The following is an 18,244-nucleotide window of genomic DNA, read 5'->3' on the forward strand; positions in this document are numbered from 1 at the left end:
GTCACCACTAAAATGGTTATGCAAAAACAAACTGATATCTTGCACTTTCAATACCATAAGATTGTATTTGTTTTCCCAGTGGTCCCGTGTTGCCCAGCTCCGAGAAAACCTCTACTTGAAAATGCGCTCCAATTCAACGTTCAGTCCCGGGAAGATAAACGACTGGGCCAAATCAGACCCTTTGAAGGTGATGTGCCGGTCAAAATCATTGTCCTTAAAAAGGTACACCATAACCTCCCGGTTGAGCGGATTGACGATCCAGTATTCCTCCACCCCGCAGGACATATAGAGGTCGAGTTTCTTGATCAGGTCCATGCGGCGGGTCCCTCTCCACCACCAGGGCCGGCGGGTGGAATCCTGTACGTAAGAATAACTTAATCGAAACAATTTCGCATAGTTGGACTGCCGATTTATATTGGAACGATACCTTTAAAAAACATATTATAGGAGATGGGGGAATATGGTTTTATGGCTATTAGCCATAACTGATACACCAGGAGGATATACAAGATGCAGAAATATTTATCGGTTGTTGTATTATTATGGGCCCTTGTTTATCTCCTGTTCTATAATTTAACAACCATTCTTACGAAATTACGCCTAGTATACCCGAAATCCAGTGATTTTGCAGTTATCGGTCTTTTCGCCTCAGTTCTTTTAATCGGTGTTTTATTAGGGTTTGAGTCACGCATTAGCTCTCAAATCCATCAGCAAAAAAAAATAAATTGGGTTAAGTTGGTTTTGGTCGCTATCCCTGCACTGTCCTTATGCCTCTTCAATCTAATTCCGTGGTTCATAAGCATACCGACTTTTCAACCACTACCAAGAGATTTCTCGTTGGTGATGGGCGTGGTGGCGGGATACGCGTTATGCACATGTGGATTTAAGAACAACGAATGATCTAATATCTTTTTATACCAGAATCATTATTCAAAATTCCATACGGGCTCAACCTTTGTTTGTGAGGGTTGAGTCCGTATGGAATGGGCAGTGCGGCGCGGATGCTTCTTTCAAAGCAAACGAAGGCTGATAGCCAAGTCATTTCGGGTTCCGTCCTGTCAGTGCAACCTTGGCGCACCTTGGACCATCATTCCCCCATTACCTGGCCGTCAGCCTTTTTGCCCGGCTCTTTTTGTGAGCTCTTGAAGAATCATTCCCGTCGGCTCAATCCCCTCCCCCCTATTTTATACTAGCCATGCTGGCGAACGGAAAGAAATTCTTTTTCAAGCTGGCGTACAGCTCCCCGCGCAGGTCGGGATGAGCCACCGCGATCAGCTCCTTGGCGCGTTCGGTCCTGGATTTGTAGCGCAGGTTGGCAACCCCGTATTCGGTGACTACATACTGGGCGTAAGTGCGGGGTACGGTGATTGGCGAGCCTATGGGAAGCTCAGGCACGATTGCGGAGGACAGTGAACCATCCTTCATTTTCCTGGATGAATACAACAGGGTAATCCCCTTGCCCCCTTGCGACCAGAAGGAGCCGATCATGAAATCCAGCTGCCCGCCTGAGCCGCTGATCTGGGTATGGCCCAGCCCCTCGGAATTAATCTGCCCGCTGAGGTCCACCATCAAGGCCATGTTCATAGCCACCATGTTGGGGTGCTGGGCGATGAATACCGGGCTGTTGGTATATGATGAAGGGTAAAATTCACAGGCCGGGTTTTGCTCCACATATCTGTACATCTCTTCGTCACCCATGCAGAATGTGGCCACGGTAACACCCTGGTGAAAAGGTTTGTGCTTGTTAGTTACAATGCCTTGTGCCACCAGCTGGGGCAATCCGATGGGGAACATTTCAGTCAGGACCCCCAGGTCCTTCTTGCCCTCCAGGCCGCTCACCACTGCTTCTGGTATCCCACCGATGCCCATCTGGATGGTATCCCCATCTTCTATCAGGTCCAGCACATACCCGGCTATGGCTTTGTCTGTTTCGGTCGGGGTGCCCCGGCCAAATGTCGGTATTTTGGTGGAGTTTTCCACGAAATAGTCAAATTCGGAGATATGCATCCAATTATTCCCGTAGATCACCGGCATCTGATCGTTGACTTCGCCAATGGTAACGCGCTGCTTGCCGGAGGCACGGCCCCGCCGGATGGTGTCCAGGGTGTAGAAGTTGGTCAGCCCCAGATTGACATACCCGGCAGAATTAGGTGGGGTCACTTTGGCGATAAATACGTCCGACTTGTGCCACACCTTATCGGCCAGGTCGGAGCTCATAACCGGGTAAAATTCCGCTTGCTTGGTCGTGTTCATGCGCCGGCCGGTTGCGATGCTGAATGCCGGCATATAGTTGATATGGCCGTCCAGGGGCAGCATATACTCAGGATCCTGGAATTTGAAAGGATAAAGTCCGATGGTATCGAGTATCCTTACCCCCTTTAATTCCTGCCACCGGTCCAGAATGGCGTTGAAGATGTCCGGCGATCCTGAACCAATGGCCAGCCCGGTGCCGACCACATCGCCCGATTCGACCTTCCGGGCCGCTTCTTCGATGGAGATCATTTTGGCCTGATATTCCTTTTTCCACATATTCATACCCTCCTTACTATTAGCCCTCGTTTACGTCGCGGCCAAAGGCCCGCAGCCCCTACACGATAATGCAGAAGGCCGGCCGGGCCATGGGTTGTGGAGAATACTTGTCACCGGGATATACGCGATGGCCGACCTGCACCGGTTTGCCGATGACATCCATGGTTACTTTCTTGGGGTCCATGGATACCAGATTGCCCATGATCCAGGGGCCTTCATCAAGTTCCACCATCACGATGGTATAGGGGTTCTCATTTTCTCGTCCCTCGGCGGCGATGTTGCAGGTGGTAAAGGTGACGATCCTGCCTTTGCCGGACATCTCCACAATCTCCTGGTTGGTGCTGGCGCATTTGCCGCACACCATCATCGGGGGGCAGGTGTAGGCCCCGCAGTCGTTGCACTTCAAACCCAGTAGTACATCCTTTTTAAGCGCCTTATCGTAGTCCTTAAAGGTAAGTTTATAATCCATTGTTTTAACCCTCCTCACTGATTGGTCATGATCATGCTGACCAGTACTCCGTCGCCGCCCAATGTGTCTATGATGCCATTTTGGGCACCCTCGACCTGGCGGCCTTGCTCCGCCATGTCTCCCCTCAATTGCCGGGTGACTTCTACCACCTGGGAAACACCGGTAGCGCCAATCGGGTGGCCCTTGGCCTTTAACCCCCCGGAGATATTGATGGGAATCTTGCCGCCTATCCTGGTTTCGCCCTTCAGCCACGCCTCGCCTGATTTGCCAAAGTCAAAGAAGCCTAACCCTTCCGCGGCTATCAGGGCAGCGATGCTGAAGCAGTCATGCAATTCGCAGAGATCCATATCCTGCGGGGTCATGCCGGCCATACGATAGGATTGTTGGCAGGCCAGTTCCCGAGCGTAGATACGAGGCAGATATCTGGACTGCGAACTGAGTTTGCCGCTGGACGCCTGGCCGATGCCGGCGAAGTAGACCGGTTTAGGGGTCAGCTTTTTAGCCAGCTCTTCTGAAGCGATGACCACCGCCGCCGCCCCATCGGAAAACGGACAGGCATCCTGCAGCTGGATGGGGGTTGAAACCATAAAACTATTCAAAACATTCTCTTTAGTTATCGCTTTCTGAATCTGGGCATTGGGGTTCTTCATGGCATACTCATGAGATTGGATGGATACCGCCGCCATCTGCTCCTTCAGAATCTCCAGAGGGATATTGTATTGGCTCGCATACAAGTGGGCCAACAGGGCAAATACTGCCGGGAACAGGAACCCGGCCGGGAATTCATAGTGGGCGTCCCCGAACATGGAGAAAGTCCGCGTGGCCAGGGGGGTTCCCATGGCGGTGCATTTCTCCACCCCGCCCACCAGCATGATGTCATAATACCCCGATGCCACCCACATGACCGCGTCCCTTACCGCCATACTGCCTGAAGCGCAAGCCCCTTCAAAGCGGCTCGCCGCCACGTTGAAACAGCCTATATCGTTGGCGAAGAAGGACTGTATCATCCCCTGCCCTTCCTCGAAGTCGCCCAGGACATTGCCCACGTTGACCGCCTGGATATCTTTCGGAGTGAGATTGGCTTCCTGGATGGCGTCCATAGCCACCTCGGACAGCAGTTCCACTGAAGTTCTAGGCGAATTGAAGCAGAACTTGGAATGTCCCGTTCCGATCACTGCTACTCTTCTCATAATCCATTACCTCCTCATTTTTAGCCTTCATCCCGGCCAACCTAATGGTTTTAGATAGCTGCATGGCATAACTATTTGGGAGACATGCGGATGGCCCCATCCAGGCGGATGGTTTCTCCATTTAACATCGGGTTTTCAATGATTTGCTGGGCCAGCATGGCAAACTCGTCGGGATCGCCCAGCTTTTGCGGGAAAGGCACATTCCGGGCCAGTTCGACCCGCACCGGTTCGGGCAGGGCTGCCATCATGGGCGTGTCGAACAATCCGGGGGCAATGGTGCATATCCTTACACCTTCCCCGGCCAGGTCGCGGGCCGCGGGCAGCGTCATGCCTACCAGAGCCGCTTTGCTGGCTGTGTAGGCCACCTGACCGATCTGTCCCTCAAAGGCGGCAATAGAAGCGGTGTTGACTACGATTCCACGGCCTCCTTCATCATTGAGGTCGTTTTGCAGCATCCGGAAGGCTGCCTGGCGCATTACGTCAAATACTCCCACCAGATTGATGTTTATTACCTTCCTGAAATAATCCAAATCGTGGGGCCCCTTCCGGCTGGCGGTTTTCATCCCCGAAGAGACACCCGCACAATTGATCACAATGTCTAGTCGGCCAAACTTATCGATGACAAAATCCAGGGCACAGCCGATGTCCGTGCTACTGCAGATATCGGTCTTGATAAACGCGGCTTGGCTGCCCAATTGGGTTGCCAGCGCCTGGCCGCGATCTTCATTCAGGTCCAGGATCAACACGTTGGCGCCAGCCCCTGCCAAGCGCCGGGCACTCGCTTCGCCGAGCCCGGAGGCCCCGCCGCTGATGATGGCGGTTTTGCCTTCTATCTTCATATCTATCGCTCCTTTCTGAAATCAAAGTCCCAATGCCCTGCTGATGACCAGTTTCATGACCTCGGATGTACCCGCGTAGATGGTCTGGATGCGAGCGTCCGTCCACATCCGGGATATCTCGTATTCCCTGCAATATCCATAGCCACCGAACAGCTGCAGGCAGCGGCTGGCGACCCGATTCTCCATTTCACATACCCAGTATTTAGCCATGCTCACCTCGTTGACCACGTTTTTGCGGGCCATGTGCTGCAGTACCAGCTGATCCAGAAAAGCCCTTCCTACCTGGATCTCAGCGGCGATTTCGGCCAGGGTGAACTGAGTGTTCTGAAATTTGCTCAATGGCTGACCGAACAAAACCCGGTTCTTAACATAATCCAGGGTCAGATCCAGACAGTGCTCGGCGGAGGCCTGCGCCACCAGGGAGACCATGATCCGTTCCTGCTGCAGTTTCTCCATCAGACATTTGAAACCGTTGCCTTCGCCGCCCAGCATATTGGCGCCCGGCACCCGGCAATCCTCGAAAAACAGCTCGGCGGTGTCCTGGGCGTGCAATCCCACCTTGGGGATGGGTTTGCCCCTGTTGAACCCGGAAGTACCCTCCTCGACCACAAACAGAGTGATGCCTTTGGTCCCTGCTTTGCTGTCGGTTTTGGCAGCGACAATAACCAGGTCGGCGAGGATGCCATTGGAAATGAAGGTTTTTGAGCCGTTGATGATGTAGCCATCACCGTCCTGAACAGCTTTGGTACGCATCGCCCCGAGATCAGAACCGGCGCCCGGTTCGGTCATGGCCACCGCCAGGATTTTTTCCCCGCTGGCCACCCCGGGAAGCCACCGGGTTTTCTGCTCCTCAGTGCCGTAGGTGCCTATATATGGGGCGACGATGTCACTGTGCAGCCAGGCGAATACCCCCCGGCAACCCTGACGGGCGATTTCTTCGGCCACTATCACCGAGCACAGGAAATCAGCCCCCGAGCCGCCGTATTCCTCCGGCACCCAGGGGCACAAAAACCCAAGCTCCCCCATTTTGGTGAATACTTCACGTGAAACCATCTGTTTCTCTTCCCACTCCGGGTAGTAAGGCACCATCTCCGCAGATACGAACTTCGCAAAGGCTTCCCTGAACATCCTGTGCTCTTCGTTGAAAGGCAAAATCCTATCCACTGAAATCCCTCCTCAAGCTTCGTTTGATTCGGCACCATTTTGCACGGACCGCTATTTCTCTCCGAAATCTGGGCTCCTTTTTTCCAGGAAGGCCATCATGCCTTCCTTCTGATCTTTAGTGCTGAAACAGAGTCCGAAAATATCTGATTCGATGATCATAGCCCGGTCAATGTCGGTCTGCATTCCTTCATTGAGGGCCGATTTACTGAGTCTAACCGCCATCTGCCCTTTAGCGATGATCCGCATGGCGATATCTCTGGCAACGCCGATCAGTTCAGAAACGGGCACAACCTTGTTAACCAATCCAATTCGAGCGGCTTCTTCCGCCCCGATGATATCACCCGTGTAGAGGAGTTCCCTCGCCTTGTTCATGCCGATCAGTCGCGGCAGCCGCTGCGTCCCTCCGAACCCCGCGGTCACTCCCAAGCCCACCTCCGGTTGTCCGAACTTCGCGATATCCGAGGCAACGCTGAAATCGCAGGCCATCATCAATTCACATCCGCCCCCCAGACAGAAACCATTGACTGCCGCGATGATCGGTTTGGGCAGCGATTCCATGCTACGCAACACCATCTGACCGAAACGGGCAAATTTCCTTGCTTCGATAGGAGTCATTCCCAACATGAAGCCGATGTCTCCCCCGGCTACGAAAGCCTTGTCACCGGCGCCGGTAAGGATCACTACCTTGATTTCGTCGTCGGCAGCGACTAAATCGATGACTCCATCCAATTCCTCCATAGTAGTCATATCCAGAGCATTTAGATGCTGGGGGCGGTTCATGGTTACCCAACCGATGCCCTCTTCCTTGGACAAAAGAATGTTTTGAAAATTCACGATATTCGCACTCCCTTCCATCTGCAACCTGGTCAGGTCCAGACCTGCCGCCGGACAATTGCCGATCCATCCGATTCCGGTCAATAGGTCCTTCCGGTCAAATGCTCTCCCTGCCACTAGTAACAGCAAAATGTGTGCCAACTGCAAAAAGCCCATTTATGGGCCTTCTGATGGAATGAATATCGATTGCTTGCGGCACAGCCGCCTTTTTGTTTAGCACTGCGTCAGGTAAATCTGCAGGCTCTCCCGGTAATCTTGCCTGGCCATGGTTGCGGCAGATTGGAGACGGCTGTATATTGGCCTTTTCCGGATGAGCAATCGGGTTTGCCAAGGCTAAGTTCAAGGCAGGATTGCATGAGACCACAGCAAAAGCAGCGCAATTTTGCCATGCATTTCTGCAGTCAATAAAAAAGCCCCCACCAAGCAGAATAGTTTGGCAAGGGGCTGAATTACCGCATTATATGGTATATGGTTTCAATATGACGGGGAGTCAGAGTTGTATGAAGTCGTGGGCAATTTTGAGGCGATCGGTTGCCCGGGTGTCAGTCATTCCGGGCCGGTTCGGCCGTTATGCCGTATTTTGCGGCCTTGCGTAAAACCGTGGAAGGGTCGATGCCGAGATGCCTGGCGACCTCGCGGGTAGCCCGGTAGCGGCTGTAGGCATGGGAGATGATCTCTCTTTCCACAAATTCGACGGCTTCTTTCAAGGGGAGAACCCCTTCGACGGATATTTGGGGATGAACATCCTTGCGCATGAAATTTTTAAGATTATTGGGCAGGTCTTCGCCGGTCAGGACATCCCTCGGGATAGTCACTACCAACCGCTCGATGACATTCTCCAGTTCCCGGACATTGCCAGGCCAGTCGTAATTCATGAGTATATCGATGACATCAGGGAACAACTCCTTGTGCATATCGTATTTCTTGTTAAACAGCTTAATGAAATGGGCGGCCAGAAGAGGTATCTCTTCCTTGCGGGCCCGTAGGGGCGGGACCTCAACCGGCACAACGTTGAGGCGATAGTACAGGTCTTCCCGGAACTGGTTGTTGGCCACCAGTTGGCCTACATCCCGGTTGGTGGCGGCGATTATGCGCACATCAACGGGGATCGTCTTTTCTCCGCCCACCCGCATTATTTCCTTATTCTGAATCACCCTCAATAGATTGGCTTGTAAACTGAAGGGCAGCTCGCTAATTTCATCCAGGAGAATCGTCCCCCCGACGGCCAGTTCGAAGTAACCGGCCCGGCCTCCCTTTTTCGCTCCAGTGAAGGCTCCCGGGTCGTAGCCGAACAACTCCGATTCCAAAAGGTTACTGGCGATGGCTCCGCAGTTTATCTTGATGAAAGGGCCTTTCCGGCGCGGGCTGTTGGTGTGGATGATCTCGGCGATCAGTTCTTTGCCGGTACCGGATTCCCCAGTGATCAGGACGGTTGACTTAACCTGAGCAATACGGGTGACGTTGTCGAGCAATTCTTTCATGATCCGTGAACCGACGATTAGCTTCTCAGTGTCGTACTGCATCTGCAGGGCCCGCAACTCGGATTCATAATGTTTGCTCAGCCCTTGAGCCTGCACTAGTTGCTGCTTAAGCTGCATCAGCTCGGTGATGTCCCGGACATTGGAAACCACCCGGAATATCCGGCCTTTTCGATCGAACACCGGGGTACCGGTAGTCAGTGCGGTCCGGCCGGCCAGGGTCCGCTGCATGATGGTCACGGGTTTTCCCTGCTTCAGAACCAGGGCACTGACCGACTCTGATACGATGCCCCGTTCCCTCACCAAGTCCTCTACGTTGAGGCCCACCATTTCAATGGCCGGGACCCCGGTCAGTTTTTCAAAGGCCTCGTTGACCCGCAGGGTTATGCCCTGGCCATTGGTCAGGTAGAGTCCGTCATAGGACGACTCGATGATGGCATCCATTTCCCGGTTAAGTTCTTTGACATTTTCTAGTTCTCTGGATATATTTTCGAGTTCGGAGATATCCTGAAGAACCGCCACCGCCCCGATGATCTCGCCGTCTTCTAATATTGGGGTGCGGTTGGATATGAACAGTGAGTTCTTAAGCATAATCTTCTGTACAGGCCTGGGGCAGCCGGTTACCAGCGTTTCTACCAGGCCGCTGTTGGGAATGACTTGCATGATTTCCCGACCCAGCACATCAGTACTTTTGATGTCCAGGAAATTCTCCGCGGCCCGGTTGACCAAAGTGATCCGGGCGTTTTTGTCGATAGCGACGATGAGATTATGGGTGGAATCCAGGATGGTCTGTAGTTCATTGGATAAATAAATGAAGGAGTTAAAATAGGCATAGGCCAGGTCGCTGCGTGTGATCATGCCCACCACTTTATCCTGATCGACTACCGGGAGCCGTCCCACACTTCTCTTGATAAGATTCCGCACCTTTTCATCGGGGTGGCCGGTAAGCACGCTGGTGGTCATGATCTGACCGACCGTGGCATTGGGATCACCGTCCCCGGCCAATACCCGGTAGAGGTGGCTTTTGGTCAATAGCCCGGCCATCCGGCCATGCTCGTCAATTACAGGGGCCCCATCAATTTCATGATCGATGAATACCCGGCTGGCCTCTCGAATCGTATGCGCCAGAGTCAAAGTCACCGGGTCAGTGCTCATTATGTCAGACAGCTTCATAATGATAACCTCACAATACGTTGGACATATCTGGCTGTATTCTTCTGTTATTCCATAGTATAGCACAAGCCTCCCCAAGCTTAGGGAGTTATCATCCTTGCCTGGCGGCTTCTAAATGGCCGGTTGAGGGCCGACTGAACAGGTTCTGATTACTAAATACTATTCGTTTGCTGCCTAAACATATGCCCACCGACCATTAAGCCGAAACCGCAAGGTCATTGACACACACCATCTCGCTCTCCAAGGCTGCCCAATGTCTTGGGGCTGCTACTTGAAAATGCGCTCCAATTCAACGTTCAGTCCCGGGAAGATAAACGACTGGGCCAATTCAGCCCCTTTGAAGGTGATGTGCCGGTCAAAATCATTGTCCTTGAAAAGGTGCACCATAACCTCCCGGTTTAGCGGATTGACGATCCAGTATTCCTCCACCCCGCAGGACATATAGAGATCGAGTTTTTTGATCAGGTCCATGCGGCGGGTCCCTTCCGACAGGATCTCCACCACCAGAGCCGGCGTGCCCATGTAGTAATCCTTCTCATTGAGCTTTTCCTCCAGGTCGCAGATAACCATGATGTCCGGCTGCACTACATTGATATTTTCAGGGTTTCGCCTGAGGGTGATGTCGTATGGGGCTACGAAGGGAACACATTTTTTGCCCTGGAACCAGTTATAAAAAATGCCCAACAGCTCAGTCAGAGCCAACTGATGACGGGTTTTGGGCGAAGACTGCAGGTAGATCTCGCCATCGATGTATTCGTATCTCTCCGCACTGTCCTCCGTGAGCTCCACAAATTCCTCAAAAGTTGCCTTGCGGCCCCCATAGCTGAAATCTTTCGCCTTCTCGCCGACCATAATTGCTGCCGGCTTCTCAGCATCGTGTTTTATGGCTGACAATGTGGCTATTTCAAGGCCGTTGCGGGTAATGATGACATCTTCTTGAGCCGCCAGCATCAAGTATTTGCCAAAATTGTTCTGCAATTCGGTGGAGGGCACTTTCATCCGCCATCCTCCTTTTATAAACAGATTAGCTAATTTAGCTAATTATATAATAACCAATTGATGCCATAAATGCAAAACAAGGCCATCCCGTCCGCAGCACAAAACATAGCAACACCCCCGTACCCGTGACAACTTTGTCAGATATTCTCCTGTTTCAAGGCATCGATAATGTTATCTTGTTTTACCTTTGAACTGGAATAGAGCATTGCTGCCCCGACGATAACAAAAACAATGATAATAACATACCCTATACTTGTCCAGGGAAGTACTAAGCCATAGCTAAAGCTGTACATCATAGACCTATAGATCAAATACATTAACATTACGCTAAGCGGCAGTCCATAAAGCAGAGACTTAATGCCGTAGAAGATACTTTCGTAATTAAGCATTTTATTAAAACCCCGGGGGGTCATACCCACCGATTTAAGCATGGCGAATTCCCTTTTCCGCAGGGCAATGCTGGTGGAAATGGTATTAAAGATATTAGCAATACAAATCGCCGTGATGAGAACAATGAAGCCATAGGTAAATACTGATATCAACAACATAATCTGTTCTTCTTGTTGTCTGGCCTGATAAACATTGTAGACATTCAGATTGCTTTCAGACAGTTCCTCAATCTGATGTTGAGTTGCCATGGGATCAGTACTCTTCAGCAAAAGCCGGGTGTCAGCAATTAAGCCCTGGGCAGCCAACTCATCCAATACTTGTTCCGATACAATAACGGTCAGTCCACCCAGCCCGGCTGGAAAAACACCCATTGGGGTCTGATCTGTCAATGCGGCAACTTGCAGCTCATTTAAATAGGTCTCTTGGGATGAATCCCTATCAATACGGCATAGTTCAATCTTTTGGCCGATTTCCGCCTGTATAGCTTTAGTCTCAATATATTTTCTGGCATCATAATCCTGATAAGAAATTTTATCAATTACAATTCCCGATAATTCATGTGAAGTTCTAAGCTGATCATAATCTGCGCCGATCATTTCGGTATAACCCTTGAGACTCTTTTCATCTAGAGCATGTATATCGATATAGTAGGAGTATTTCCCGTTTTCAAGCATTTGGTTATCTTCCCGGACTTGTTCTTGTAATTCCTTGGCAATAAATTTTTCATCTATCCTTGAATGTAGGGTCAAGTCTTTTACTATGGAATATTCGGTTACATTATTAAGACCTGCAATAGACTGTACCAGTTCTTCATCTGTTTCAGGGTTTTCTCCCGGCAGGATGACCTGGATATCAAAATTGACCCCATCCTGGGATAGTTCAGCTGATTTTTTTAGATTATCGGTAAAAAACGAAACCGTCAAAAACAGAACTATGCTTATTACCAGTGAAAATACCGTGGCCTGGTACCTGCGCTTGTTTCTTCTTAGATTTTTTAAGCCGATTTCGGCTTCAAATCCGAAAAGTTTACGAATAAGTGGGGAAGCTTTAGCTGCTTTGGCGGTGAGCTTAATATCAGTTGATTGCCTGATGGCGTCGATAGCCGAGACATCAGAGGCCCTTTGGGCCGGCCAATAGGTGGAAATGAAGATAGTCAGTAAGGAAATAACCCCTGCGCCTAGTATCGACATGGGGGTTACTACCACCGTGAATTCTTCAGATACCCCGAACACCCCCTGTATCATCGGATTGATAAACCAGAAGGTAATGGTCAGCCCCCCCAGACCACATAAGATTCCTACAGGTATGCTTATCAGGGCTATGACTGCTCCCTCAAAAAATACCGAGTTTCGTTTCTGCTTTCTGGTTGCCCCTACACTGGAGAACATGCCTAGATACCGGGAGCGTTCAGCAACAGAGATGGCAAACGCATTATAGATCAATGCCACCGAGCCTATTACAGTGATTGCCATAATAATTGCGGTCAAGGAATAAAGAGTCTTGTGCAGGCTCTCAATTTCGGTTACACCGTAATAACGCAGCAAGGAATTATTAAATTCAACGCTGGCAATGTTATTCTGCAAGGCCAGATCCCGGGCATGGTTGTAAAGTGATCTTTGCACTTTGTTTAAGACCACCAAGGCATTCACGGTTTCATTTGTACCTATCATGCTTTCATCCACATAGCTGATAATGGTATAGCCTGGCGCCCAAGTGGGTTCCCAGGTAGGACGAGCGATAGTTCCTACTATTGTGTAGTTATGGGTGGTTTTATTTGTTAAGGTTTCTTCGGCAATCTCACCGTCTCCGGTTCGACGTAATGGGGTCAGCTGGGTCAAGGCCTGTTTGCCTTCAGCTATAAATCTCTCCCCGATATCCAGCACAAGTTGATCGCCAATCTGGCAACTCACCTTGGCGCTCTGAGCGATTTCCTCGGAGATGACAATTTCATTGTTGGTCTGAGGCAGACGTCCATTGGTCAATTCAATGGGAAACTGCTCAAAACCCCGGGTATTGTATTCCTTGATAAATAGATAAGGTTTGTTTCTGTTTTGACTTCCTTCCAAAAGGGCATAGCCGCGATCCCTGGATATGATAAGGGTTTCGGTTTGTGCATCACTTTTGACGGCTTGCAGCTGTTCTTGATTTATATCTTTATACAGAACATGCCATTCTCCATCCCTGGCGATGCTCATTCTTTGCATTAAATCCATAAAGGATATGCCCAGAGTCGCCACCGCCGTTACCATAGCTACAGAGATAATGACACCTATGATGGTGACCAGGGTCCGTCTTCGGTTGCGCTGCAAATTTCTCAAAGTCAGTATGTTTACGATATTCATGGGCGAATCACCTCATCCTGGGCAATTCGGCCGTCTTCGATAGTGATAACCCGGTCAGCCTGTAAGGCAATTCGTTCATCATGGGTAATAATGATCAGGGTTTGCTGATAGGTTTTGTTAAACATTTTTAGTAGGTCAACGATCTCAGTACTGTTTTTGCTGTCCAAGTTGCCGGTGGGTTCGTCGGCCAGCATCAGAGCAGGATTGTTGATTAAAGCTCTGCCAATGGAAACCCTTTGCTGCTGACCGCCGGAAAGCTGATTCGGCAGATAGGGCAAGCGATTTTGAAGGTCTAAAGTGTTTACAATTTTATCGAAATGATTCTGATCGACCTGATGGCCATCAAGCAGCAGGGGCAGGGCAATATTTTCTTCCACCGTCAAGACTGGAATCAAATTATAAAACTGATAAACCAGGCCGATTTGCCTGCGTCTAAAGATTGCCAACTGTGTCTCGTCCAGGCGGTAGATGTCGGTGCTGTCCACTATTACCCTTCCGCTCGTGGGCCGGTCTACTCCGCCCAATAAATGCAAAAGCGTAGATTTGCCTGATCCGGAAGGACCAACAACAGCGATAAATTCACCTCTTTTTACTGAAAAGGTGACATCATCAAGGGCTTTAACGGCTGTCTCCCCTTTACCATAGATTTTAGACAGATGTTCTATCTGCAAGATTTCCAAGTTATGAAACCTCCATTTTGTGGTGATGGGTAAAAGTATATCTGTCCAAAATGACAGATAAGTGACTGTAATATTACTATTTAGTCACTTTGAGAGTATGGAGACGAAAGAGTCCGTGAAACCAGGCGGTTTCAGCTAGAACGCTCCTCCCCTGTTTTATGTTAAATCAGTTGCCGATAAAACTTTATCTTGAATTGGGTACCCTTGTTCCCCTCGCTTTTCACTTCAATAGCTCCATTTTGAGCGGAAATAATGCTGTGAGCCATAGCCAGTCCAATACCAATGCTGCCTTCGCCGGCATTTACGCCTTTATAAAAACGTTGGAAAATATAGAGTATATCATCTTTAGGAATTCCTCCCCCATTATCGGCAATGATTATTTCGGTAAAAAGCGCATTTTCCGCAAAGGAAACAGAAATAACGCCGCCTTCTGGGGTATGTTCCACACAGTTTTTCAGAATATTGATCAAAGCTTCGGTGCTCCAATTAAGATCCCCCCGGAAAGATACCCCATCATCTCCGGTGATAGAGACGGTTTGCTCCTTTATATCCATTGGGATTAACACCGGTTCAAACGCTCTTTGAATAAGCTCTTTTACCAAAATCAAATCTTTCTTGAAAACTACCGTTCCGGCATCGATCCTGGCCAGTTTTAATAATGAAGAAAGCAGCCATTCAATACGTTCCAGCTGCATGCGTATTCTATGGGTGAACTCGGTTCTTTTTGCTTCCGGCAGTTTAGCGTCACTAAGTAAATCGGCCATTACCATCATGGAAGTCAGCGGGGTCCTGAGCTGATGAGATATATCTGCAATGGCATCGGTAAGACGAAGCTTTTCCTGCTGCAGAAGCGAGTTCTGCTCTGAAAGCATCAATGTAACTTTATAAATCTCGTTTTTTAGTATACTCAGCTCGCCTTCCTGATTGTCCCGGACATCCAGGGAGTAATCACCTCCGCTGATCTGGCGCAGGTATTTGGAGAGCTTTGCTATTTCCCGATATCTCCATTTGGTATACATCCAGCTGCAGCCTATAATCAAACCACAGGCCAAAAAAGTAAGCAACGCAGCCAAGGGCGAAATAAAAGCAGCGGCAACCGTTGCCGCCATACTAATTGATCCCATTACCAGTAAGAGTATTTGAACCTCTCTATTACGCAGCAGTCTATTCACCAACCTTGTAACCCAAACCCCGCACTGTTTTAATCAGGGTTGGGTGCTGTTGATTATCTTCCAGCTTTTCCCTCAACCTTTTTATATAAACGGTTAAGGTATTATCGTTTACGAAGTCACCGGCTATGTCCCAGATCTGTTCCAATAGTTGATTTCGGGAAAGAACCTGTCCGACATGGTTGGCGAAGGCAAGCAGTATTCGGTACTCCAGAGCAGTCAGGGTGATTTCGCTGCCATTTTTATAAACCTTTCCTTCCAAGGTATTAATCACAACATTTTCTATCTCAATGATGCTTCTGCCCTGAGCCTGCTTATGATACCGGCGCAAAACCGATTTTATCCGCGAAATCAGCTCCCGGATGCGAAACGGCTTGGTAACATAATCATCTGCTCCCATATCCAGACCCATTACTACGTTCACCTCATCATCGATGGCGGTTAGAAAAATAACCGGTATGTCGCTGTGCTGTTTAACATATTTGCACAACTCATACCCACTTCCATCCGGCAGCGACAAGTCAAACAAACATAGATCAATTTGGTTTAATTCCTCGGCTAACACCTGTTGCGCCGATTTAAAGTCATGACACGGAATTATAGAAAAGTCCTCTTGCGTAAGTGAATATTCTATTCCTATCGCTATCGTTTTATCATCTTCTACTAGCAATATCCTCATATCTTCTCATCCCTAACCAATAACTCGGGGTGTTACCCCGAGTCAATTATGAAACGATTTTTTCGCAAAAGGCATGGGGGCGGTTATTTTGCCTGTTTTCTGACTAAGACCGTCTGACAATGGGCGCACTATACTCCCCATTAAAAGATTACCCTCTAAGACCATATATTCATTCGTCATCTTTTGTATCCTTGAAAGCCATCCGTATCAAAAAATGCCCCCCTTTAAGCAGATACCAACCAAAAATAAAATAAAGTAAAGTGGATAATAGATGGGTAAATACAAATTGTTTTTGAACATCGGTATTCCATATCGGACTAACACTTTGTAGATATACCAGGTTGGATAATATCTGCACTGCATCGGGCAAAGCCTGAACGATAAGCACCGCGCCAAGAACTTTCATTGCCAAAATAAAAAGGGCTTCACCTGACTCAGGTTTTTCTTCATTATCGGGATATAGTTTTTCAACCCAACCTTTTGACCCGATGATTAGAAACACTCCAGCAGCTACCATAAGCGTCGGAGCTAAAGCCGCAGAGACATGTAATCCCAATAACATCATCTCCTGGTTGGCAAGAATAGTTCCGCAAACAGCTATAAGATTTACTATGCCTTTGATGATTGTCACTAGGCCTACTATCTGTAAGCCAGTGTGCAATAAAGTCCTGGATGACAACCCCTCCAACCGCAATTCCCCCTTTTATATATACCCTGGCACTATGCTATCCCATCATTGTATAAATGTTTGAGCTATGGCATCATCGCCAACCGAACCATGCCATTGGTTTGAATGGCTCAAACCGATAAGCGTTTAGCGTCTGTCAACAGCAACAATTTTTGGGGTCGGGCTGTTAGTATCAACACGGAATTCAATTTTGTAAGTCCGGCTTTTTTCCGCGCCGGTAATTTGCCCGTTTGCCAGCAACTTTTCCAGAGTGGAATCATAGTCCAGTCCCAGAGCCTTTGACTTGGCCAGAAGAAACTCCTCATTTGCCCCGGGCTCATAATGACCATTGACATCAAAGCCATATTCATTGGCGGTAGCGGTGTAATAGGTGTAATTTCCATCATGGCGCTCTTTCAATTCTATTAAGTCATAAACCATGGTATCACTGTTATAGCTTTCCGGCCAGGGCGAGTAGGCTGCGCCGTCAAACCTCACCAGTTTAGGGTAAGCCTGATGTATTAACGGCGGATAGGCATCATCAGGCGCGGCAAATACTTTTCGCAACCGTGCTTCCGCCTGATATGGAGGCACCGACTCGGGAAAAGTACCGAATTCACCGCTCCAGGTAAAGATCATATACGAGATGGCGGCGCCGTCAGAATCAAAATCATACCAGCTTACCTCGGGCATAAAAAAAAAAGCGGTAATCCTCACCCATCTGATTGAATTCCCGCTTTATATCAGCAGTGATCTCTATATTCCCTGCACCGGCAACCGGGTTGTTTTTAATCGCTGCCAACAAACCGTCGATAGCAAGAGGATTGAAATCGGCGGCCAGTCCCTGCCAATCAATATCATCCGTTATTCTGACTATCTTGCCTGCTCCGGCCTGTGCCGGCCATGATTCCAGAACCAGGCCGGGATATGATACCCATATTTGCAGTTCGTCTCCCGGCTGCAATTGGCTTTCTGATAGCTGGATGTTATTGGCGTCAGTTATTATTGTTTCCGGGCTTATGGCAAAATAGAACCGGGTTGGTTGATCAGAATAACCGTCTAAAACCCCTTCTACCAGAATTGACCCGGGTTCTTTGGCCAGAATTTCCGCCCTGCCGAAAGGCTTAAGAAAATATTCGACTGTATCCATTCTGCTTCCATCCTTGGCGCTTTCAGCAAAAACTCTTAACACATGGGCCTCACTTAAATCACCCTCGATGGAAAAACTAAACTCTCCCCACTCCGGCGCCCCGATCGAGGCGGTAGTAAAACCATTAGACAGAACCTTGTCATTCTTATCGGTTACCTCGTAGAGGACATTGGCTTCCCAAACCCGGGCAGTGCCAGTAACAGTTAATTGTTGGGGGGAGCAGCTAAAATTATTTATCCTGATATTTGCTTCGACAGGTTTAATTGAGGATCCAGGCTCAAATGCTCTCAGCGGATTGCTTTCCAATATTTTTTCCACTTCTTCATACCCGGTTGGAAATGCGAAATTGTAGCGGGCGGGCAGAGCAAATACGTACTTGGTATTACGGTCCAGTTCCTTTGGGGGGATCGGCGCCGCACCCACACTGAGTTCTTCTTGCTGAATCAGGTTCCATTGATGGTGCGTAAACACCATAATGGGAATATCCTGGCG

17 protein-coding genes are annotated in these 18,244 nt (G+C 49.2%); 1 reads left to right on the forward strand and 16 read right to left on the reverse strand.

Features of this window, described 5'->3' with window-relative positions:
* Positions 1-111: 111 nt before the first annotated feature.
* Positions 112-315: a Uma2 family endonuclease gene (locus tag B2633_RS07980; RefSeq protein ID WP_483170075.1), complete on the reverse strand. Its 204-nt coding sequence runs from the start codon at positions 313-315 to the stop codon at positions 112-114.
* A gap of 195 nt (positions 316-510) precedes the next feature.
* Between B2633_RS07980 and B2633_RS07985 the strand changes: the two genes are divergently transcribed.
* Positions 511-900, forward strand: coding sequence for a hypothetical protein (locus tag B2633_RS07985; RefSeq protein WP_483170076.1), 390 nt, complete (start codon positions 511-513; stop codon positions 898-900).
* A 279-nt stretch (positions 901-1,179) separates the two neighbouring features.
* Here the strand turns inward: B2633_RS07985 and B2633_RS07990 are convergent, their stop codons facing one another.
* The 15 genes from B2633_RS07990 to B2633_RS08060 all read right to left on the reverse strand — a co-directional run.
* Entirely contained in the window at positions 1,180-2,529 is a 1,350-nt protein-coding gene (locus tag B2633_RS07990; RefSeq protein ID WP_483170077.1) for an acetyl-CoA hydrolase/transferase family protein, read from the reverse strand.
* Between the two features lie 58 nt (positions 2,530-2,587).
* Positions 2,588-2,998 (reverse strand): Zn-ribbon domain-containing OB-fold protein, encoded by a 411-nt coding sequence (locus tag B2633_RS07995; RefSeq protein WP_481039373.1) that lies wholly within the window; start codon positions 2,996-2,998, stop codon positions 2,588-2,590.
* A gap of 14 nt (positions 2,999-3,012) precedes the next feature.
* A complete protein-coding gene (locus tag B2633_RS08000; protein WP_483170078.1) occupies positions 3,013-4,188 on the reverse strand; it encodes a thiolase C-terminal domain-containing protein in 1,176 nt (391 codons plus the stop codon).
* Between the two features lie 71 nt (positions 4,189-4,259).
* Positions 4,260-5,027 carry a 3-hydroxyacyl-CoA dehydrogenase gene (locus B2633_RS08005; RefSeq protein WP_483170079.1) on the reverse strand — a complete coding sequence of 256 codons (768 nt, stop codon included), beginning with the start codon at positions 5,025-5,027 and terminating at the stop codon, positions 4,260-4,262.
* 21 nt (positions 5,028-5,048) lie between these two features.
* On the reverse strand, positions 5,049-6,191 hold the full coding sequence (locus tag B2633_RS08010) for an acyl-CoA dehydrogenase family protein (RefSeq protein WP_483170080.1): 1,143 nt from the start codon (positions 6,189-6,191) through the stop codon (positions 5,049-5,051).
* Positions 6,192-6,242: 51 nt separating this feature from the next.
* On the reverse strand, positions 6,243-7,025 hold the full coding sequence (locus B2633_RS08015; RefSeq protein ID WP_483170097.1) for an enoyl-CoA hydratase-related protein: 783 nt from the start codon (positions 7,023-7,025) through the stop codon (positions 6,243-6,245).
* Between the two features lie 542 nt (positions 7,026-7,567).
* The gene (locus B2633_RS08020; protein WP_483170081.1) at positions 7,568-9,676 is read right to left on the reverse strand and encodes a sigma 54-interacting transcriptional regulator; all 2,109 of its coding nucleotides are present in this window, start codon (positions 9,674-9,676) and stop codon (positions 7,568-7,570) included.
* Positions 9,677-9,943: 267 nt separating this feature from the next.
* Complete coding sequence (locus B2633_RS08025; protein ID WP_483170082.1) at positions 9,944-10,675, reverse strand: type II toxin-antitoxin system prevent-host-death family antitoxin; 732 nt, start codon at positions 10,673-10,675, stop codon at positions 9,944-9,946.
* Positions 10,676-10,812: 137 nt separating this feature from the next.
* A complete protein-coding gene (locus tag B2633_RS08030; protein WP_483170083.1) occupies positions 10,813-13,407 on the reverse strand; it encodes an FtsX-like permease family protein in 2,595 nt (864 codons plus the stop codon).
* Positions 13,404-14,087 carry an ABC transporter ATP-binding protein gene (locus B2633_RS08035; RefSeq protein WP_483170084.1) on the reverse strand — a complete coding sequence of 228 codons (684 nt, stop codon included), beginning with the start codon at positions 14,085-14,087 and terminating at the stop codon, positions 13,404-13,406. Before B2633_RS08035 ends, B2633_RS08030 begins: the two co-directional genes overlap by 4 nt.
* 161 nt (positions 14,088-14,248) lie before the next feature.
* Positions 14,249-15,259 carry a sensor histidine kinase gene (locus B2633_RS08040; RefSeq protein WP_483170085.1) on the reverse strand — a complete coding sequence of 337 codons (1,011 nt, stop codon included), beginning with the start codon at positions 15,257-15,259 and terminating at the stop codon, positions 14,249-14,251.
* Positions 15,252-15,935 (reverse strand): response regulator transcription factor, encoded by a 684-nt coding sequence (locus B2633_RS08045; RefSeq protein WP_481039391.1) that lies wholly within the window; start codon positions 15,933-15,935, stop codon positions 15,252-15,254. The genes B2633_RS08040 and B2633_RS08045 overlap by 8 nt, the downstream gene beginning before the upstream one ends.
* Before the next feature lie 169 nt (positions 15,936-16,104).
* Positions 16,105-16,623, reverse strand: coding sequence for a hypothetical protein (locus tag B2633_RS08050; RefSeq protein WP_483170086.1), 519 nt, complete (start codon positions 16,621-16,623; stop codon positions 16,105-16,107).
* A gap of 126 nt (positions 16,624-16,749) precedes the next feature.
* Positions 16,750-17,295 carry a hypothetical protein gene (locus tag B2633_RS08055; protein WP_483170087.1) on the reverse strand — a complete coding sequence of 182 codons (546 nt, stop codon included), beginning with the start codon at positions 17,293-17,295 and terminating at the stop codon, positions 16,750-16,752.
* On the reverse strand, positions 17,273-18,244 hold a 972-nt coding region (locus B2633_RS08060), incomplete at its 5' end, for a Gmad2 immunoglobulin-like domain-containing protein (RefSeq protein ID WP_483170088.1). The genes B2633_RS08060 and B2633_RS08055, both read right to left, overlap by 23 nt.

This window comes from Syntrophomonas sp. UBA1041, from assembly GCF_002316705.1.
Lineage (GTDB): Bacteria > Bacillota > Syntrophomonadia > Syntrophomonadales > Syntrophomonadaceae > DTU019.

Coding starts and splice junctions, on each gene's coding strand:
- B2633_RS08005 (WP_483170079.1), bottom strand. CDS start 5,027: ATGAAGATAGAAGGCAAAACCGCCATCATCAGCGGCGGGGCCTCCGGG.
- B2633_RS08000 (WP_483170078.1), bottom strand. CDS start 4,188: ATGAGAAGAGTAGCAGTGATCGGAACGGGACATTCCAAGTTCTGCTTC.
- B2633_RS08025 (WP_483170082.1), bottom strand. CDS start 10,675: ATGAAAGTGCCCTCCACCGAATTGCAGAACAATTTTGGCAAATACTTG.
- B2633_RS08045 (WP_481039391.1), bottom strand. CDS start 15,935: ATGAGGATATTGCTAGTAGAAGATGATAAAACGATAGCGATAGGAATA.
- B2633_RS08020 (WP_483170081.1), bottom strand. CDS start 9,676: ATGAAGCTGTCTGACATAATGAGCACTGACCCGGTGACTTTGACTCTG.
- B2633_RS07990 (WP_483170077.1), bottom strand. CDS start 2,529: ATGTGGAAAAAGGAATATCAGGCCAAAATGATCTCCATCGAAGAAGCG.
- B2633_RS07985 (WP_483170076.1), top strand. CDS start 511: ATGCAGAAATATTTATCGGTTGTTGTATTATTATGGGCCCTTGTTTAT.
- B2633_RS08030 (WP_483170083.1), bottom strand. CDS start 13,407: ATGAATATCGTAAACATACTGACTTTGAGAAATTTGCAGCGCAACCGA.
- B2633_RS08055 (WP_483170087.1), bottom strand. CDS start 17,295: ATGCCCGAGGTAAGCTGGTATGATTTTGATTCTGACGGCGCCGCCATC.
- B2633_RS07995 (WP_481039373.1), bottom strand. CDS start 2,998: ATGGATTATAAACTTACCTTTAAGGACTACGATAAGGCGCTTAAAAAG.
- B2633_RS07980 (WP_483170075.1), bottom strand. CDS start 315: ATGGACCTGATCAAGAAACTCGACCTCTATATGTCCTGCGGGGTGGAG.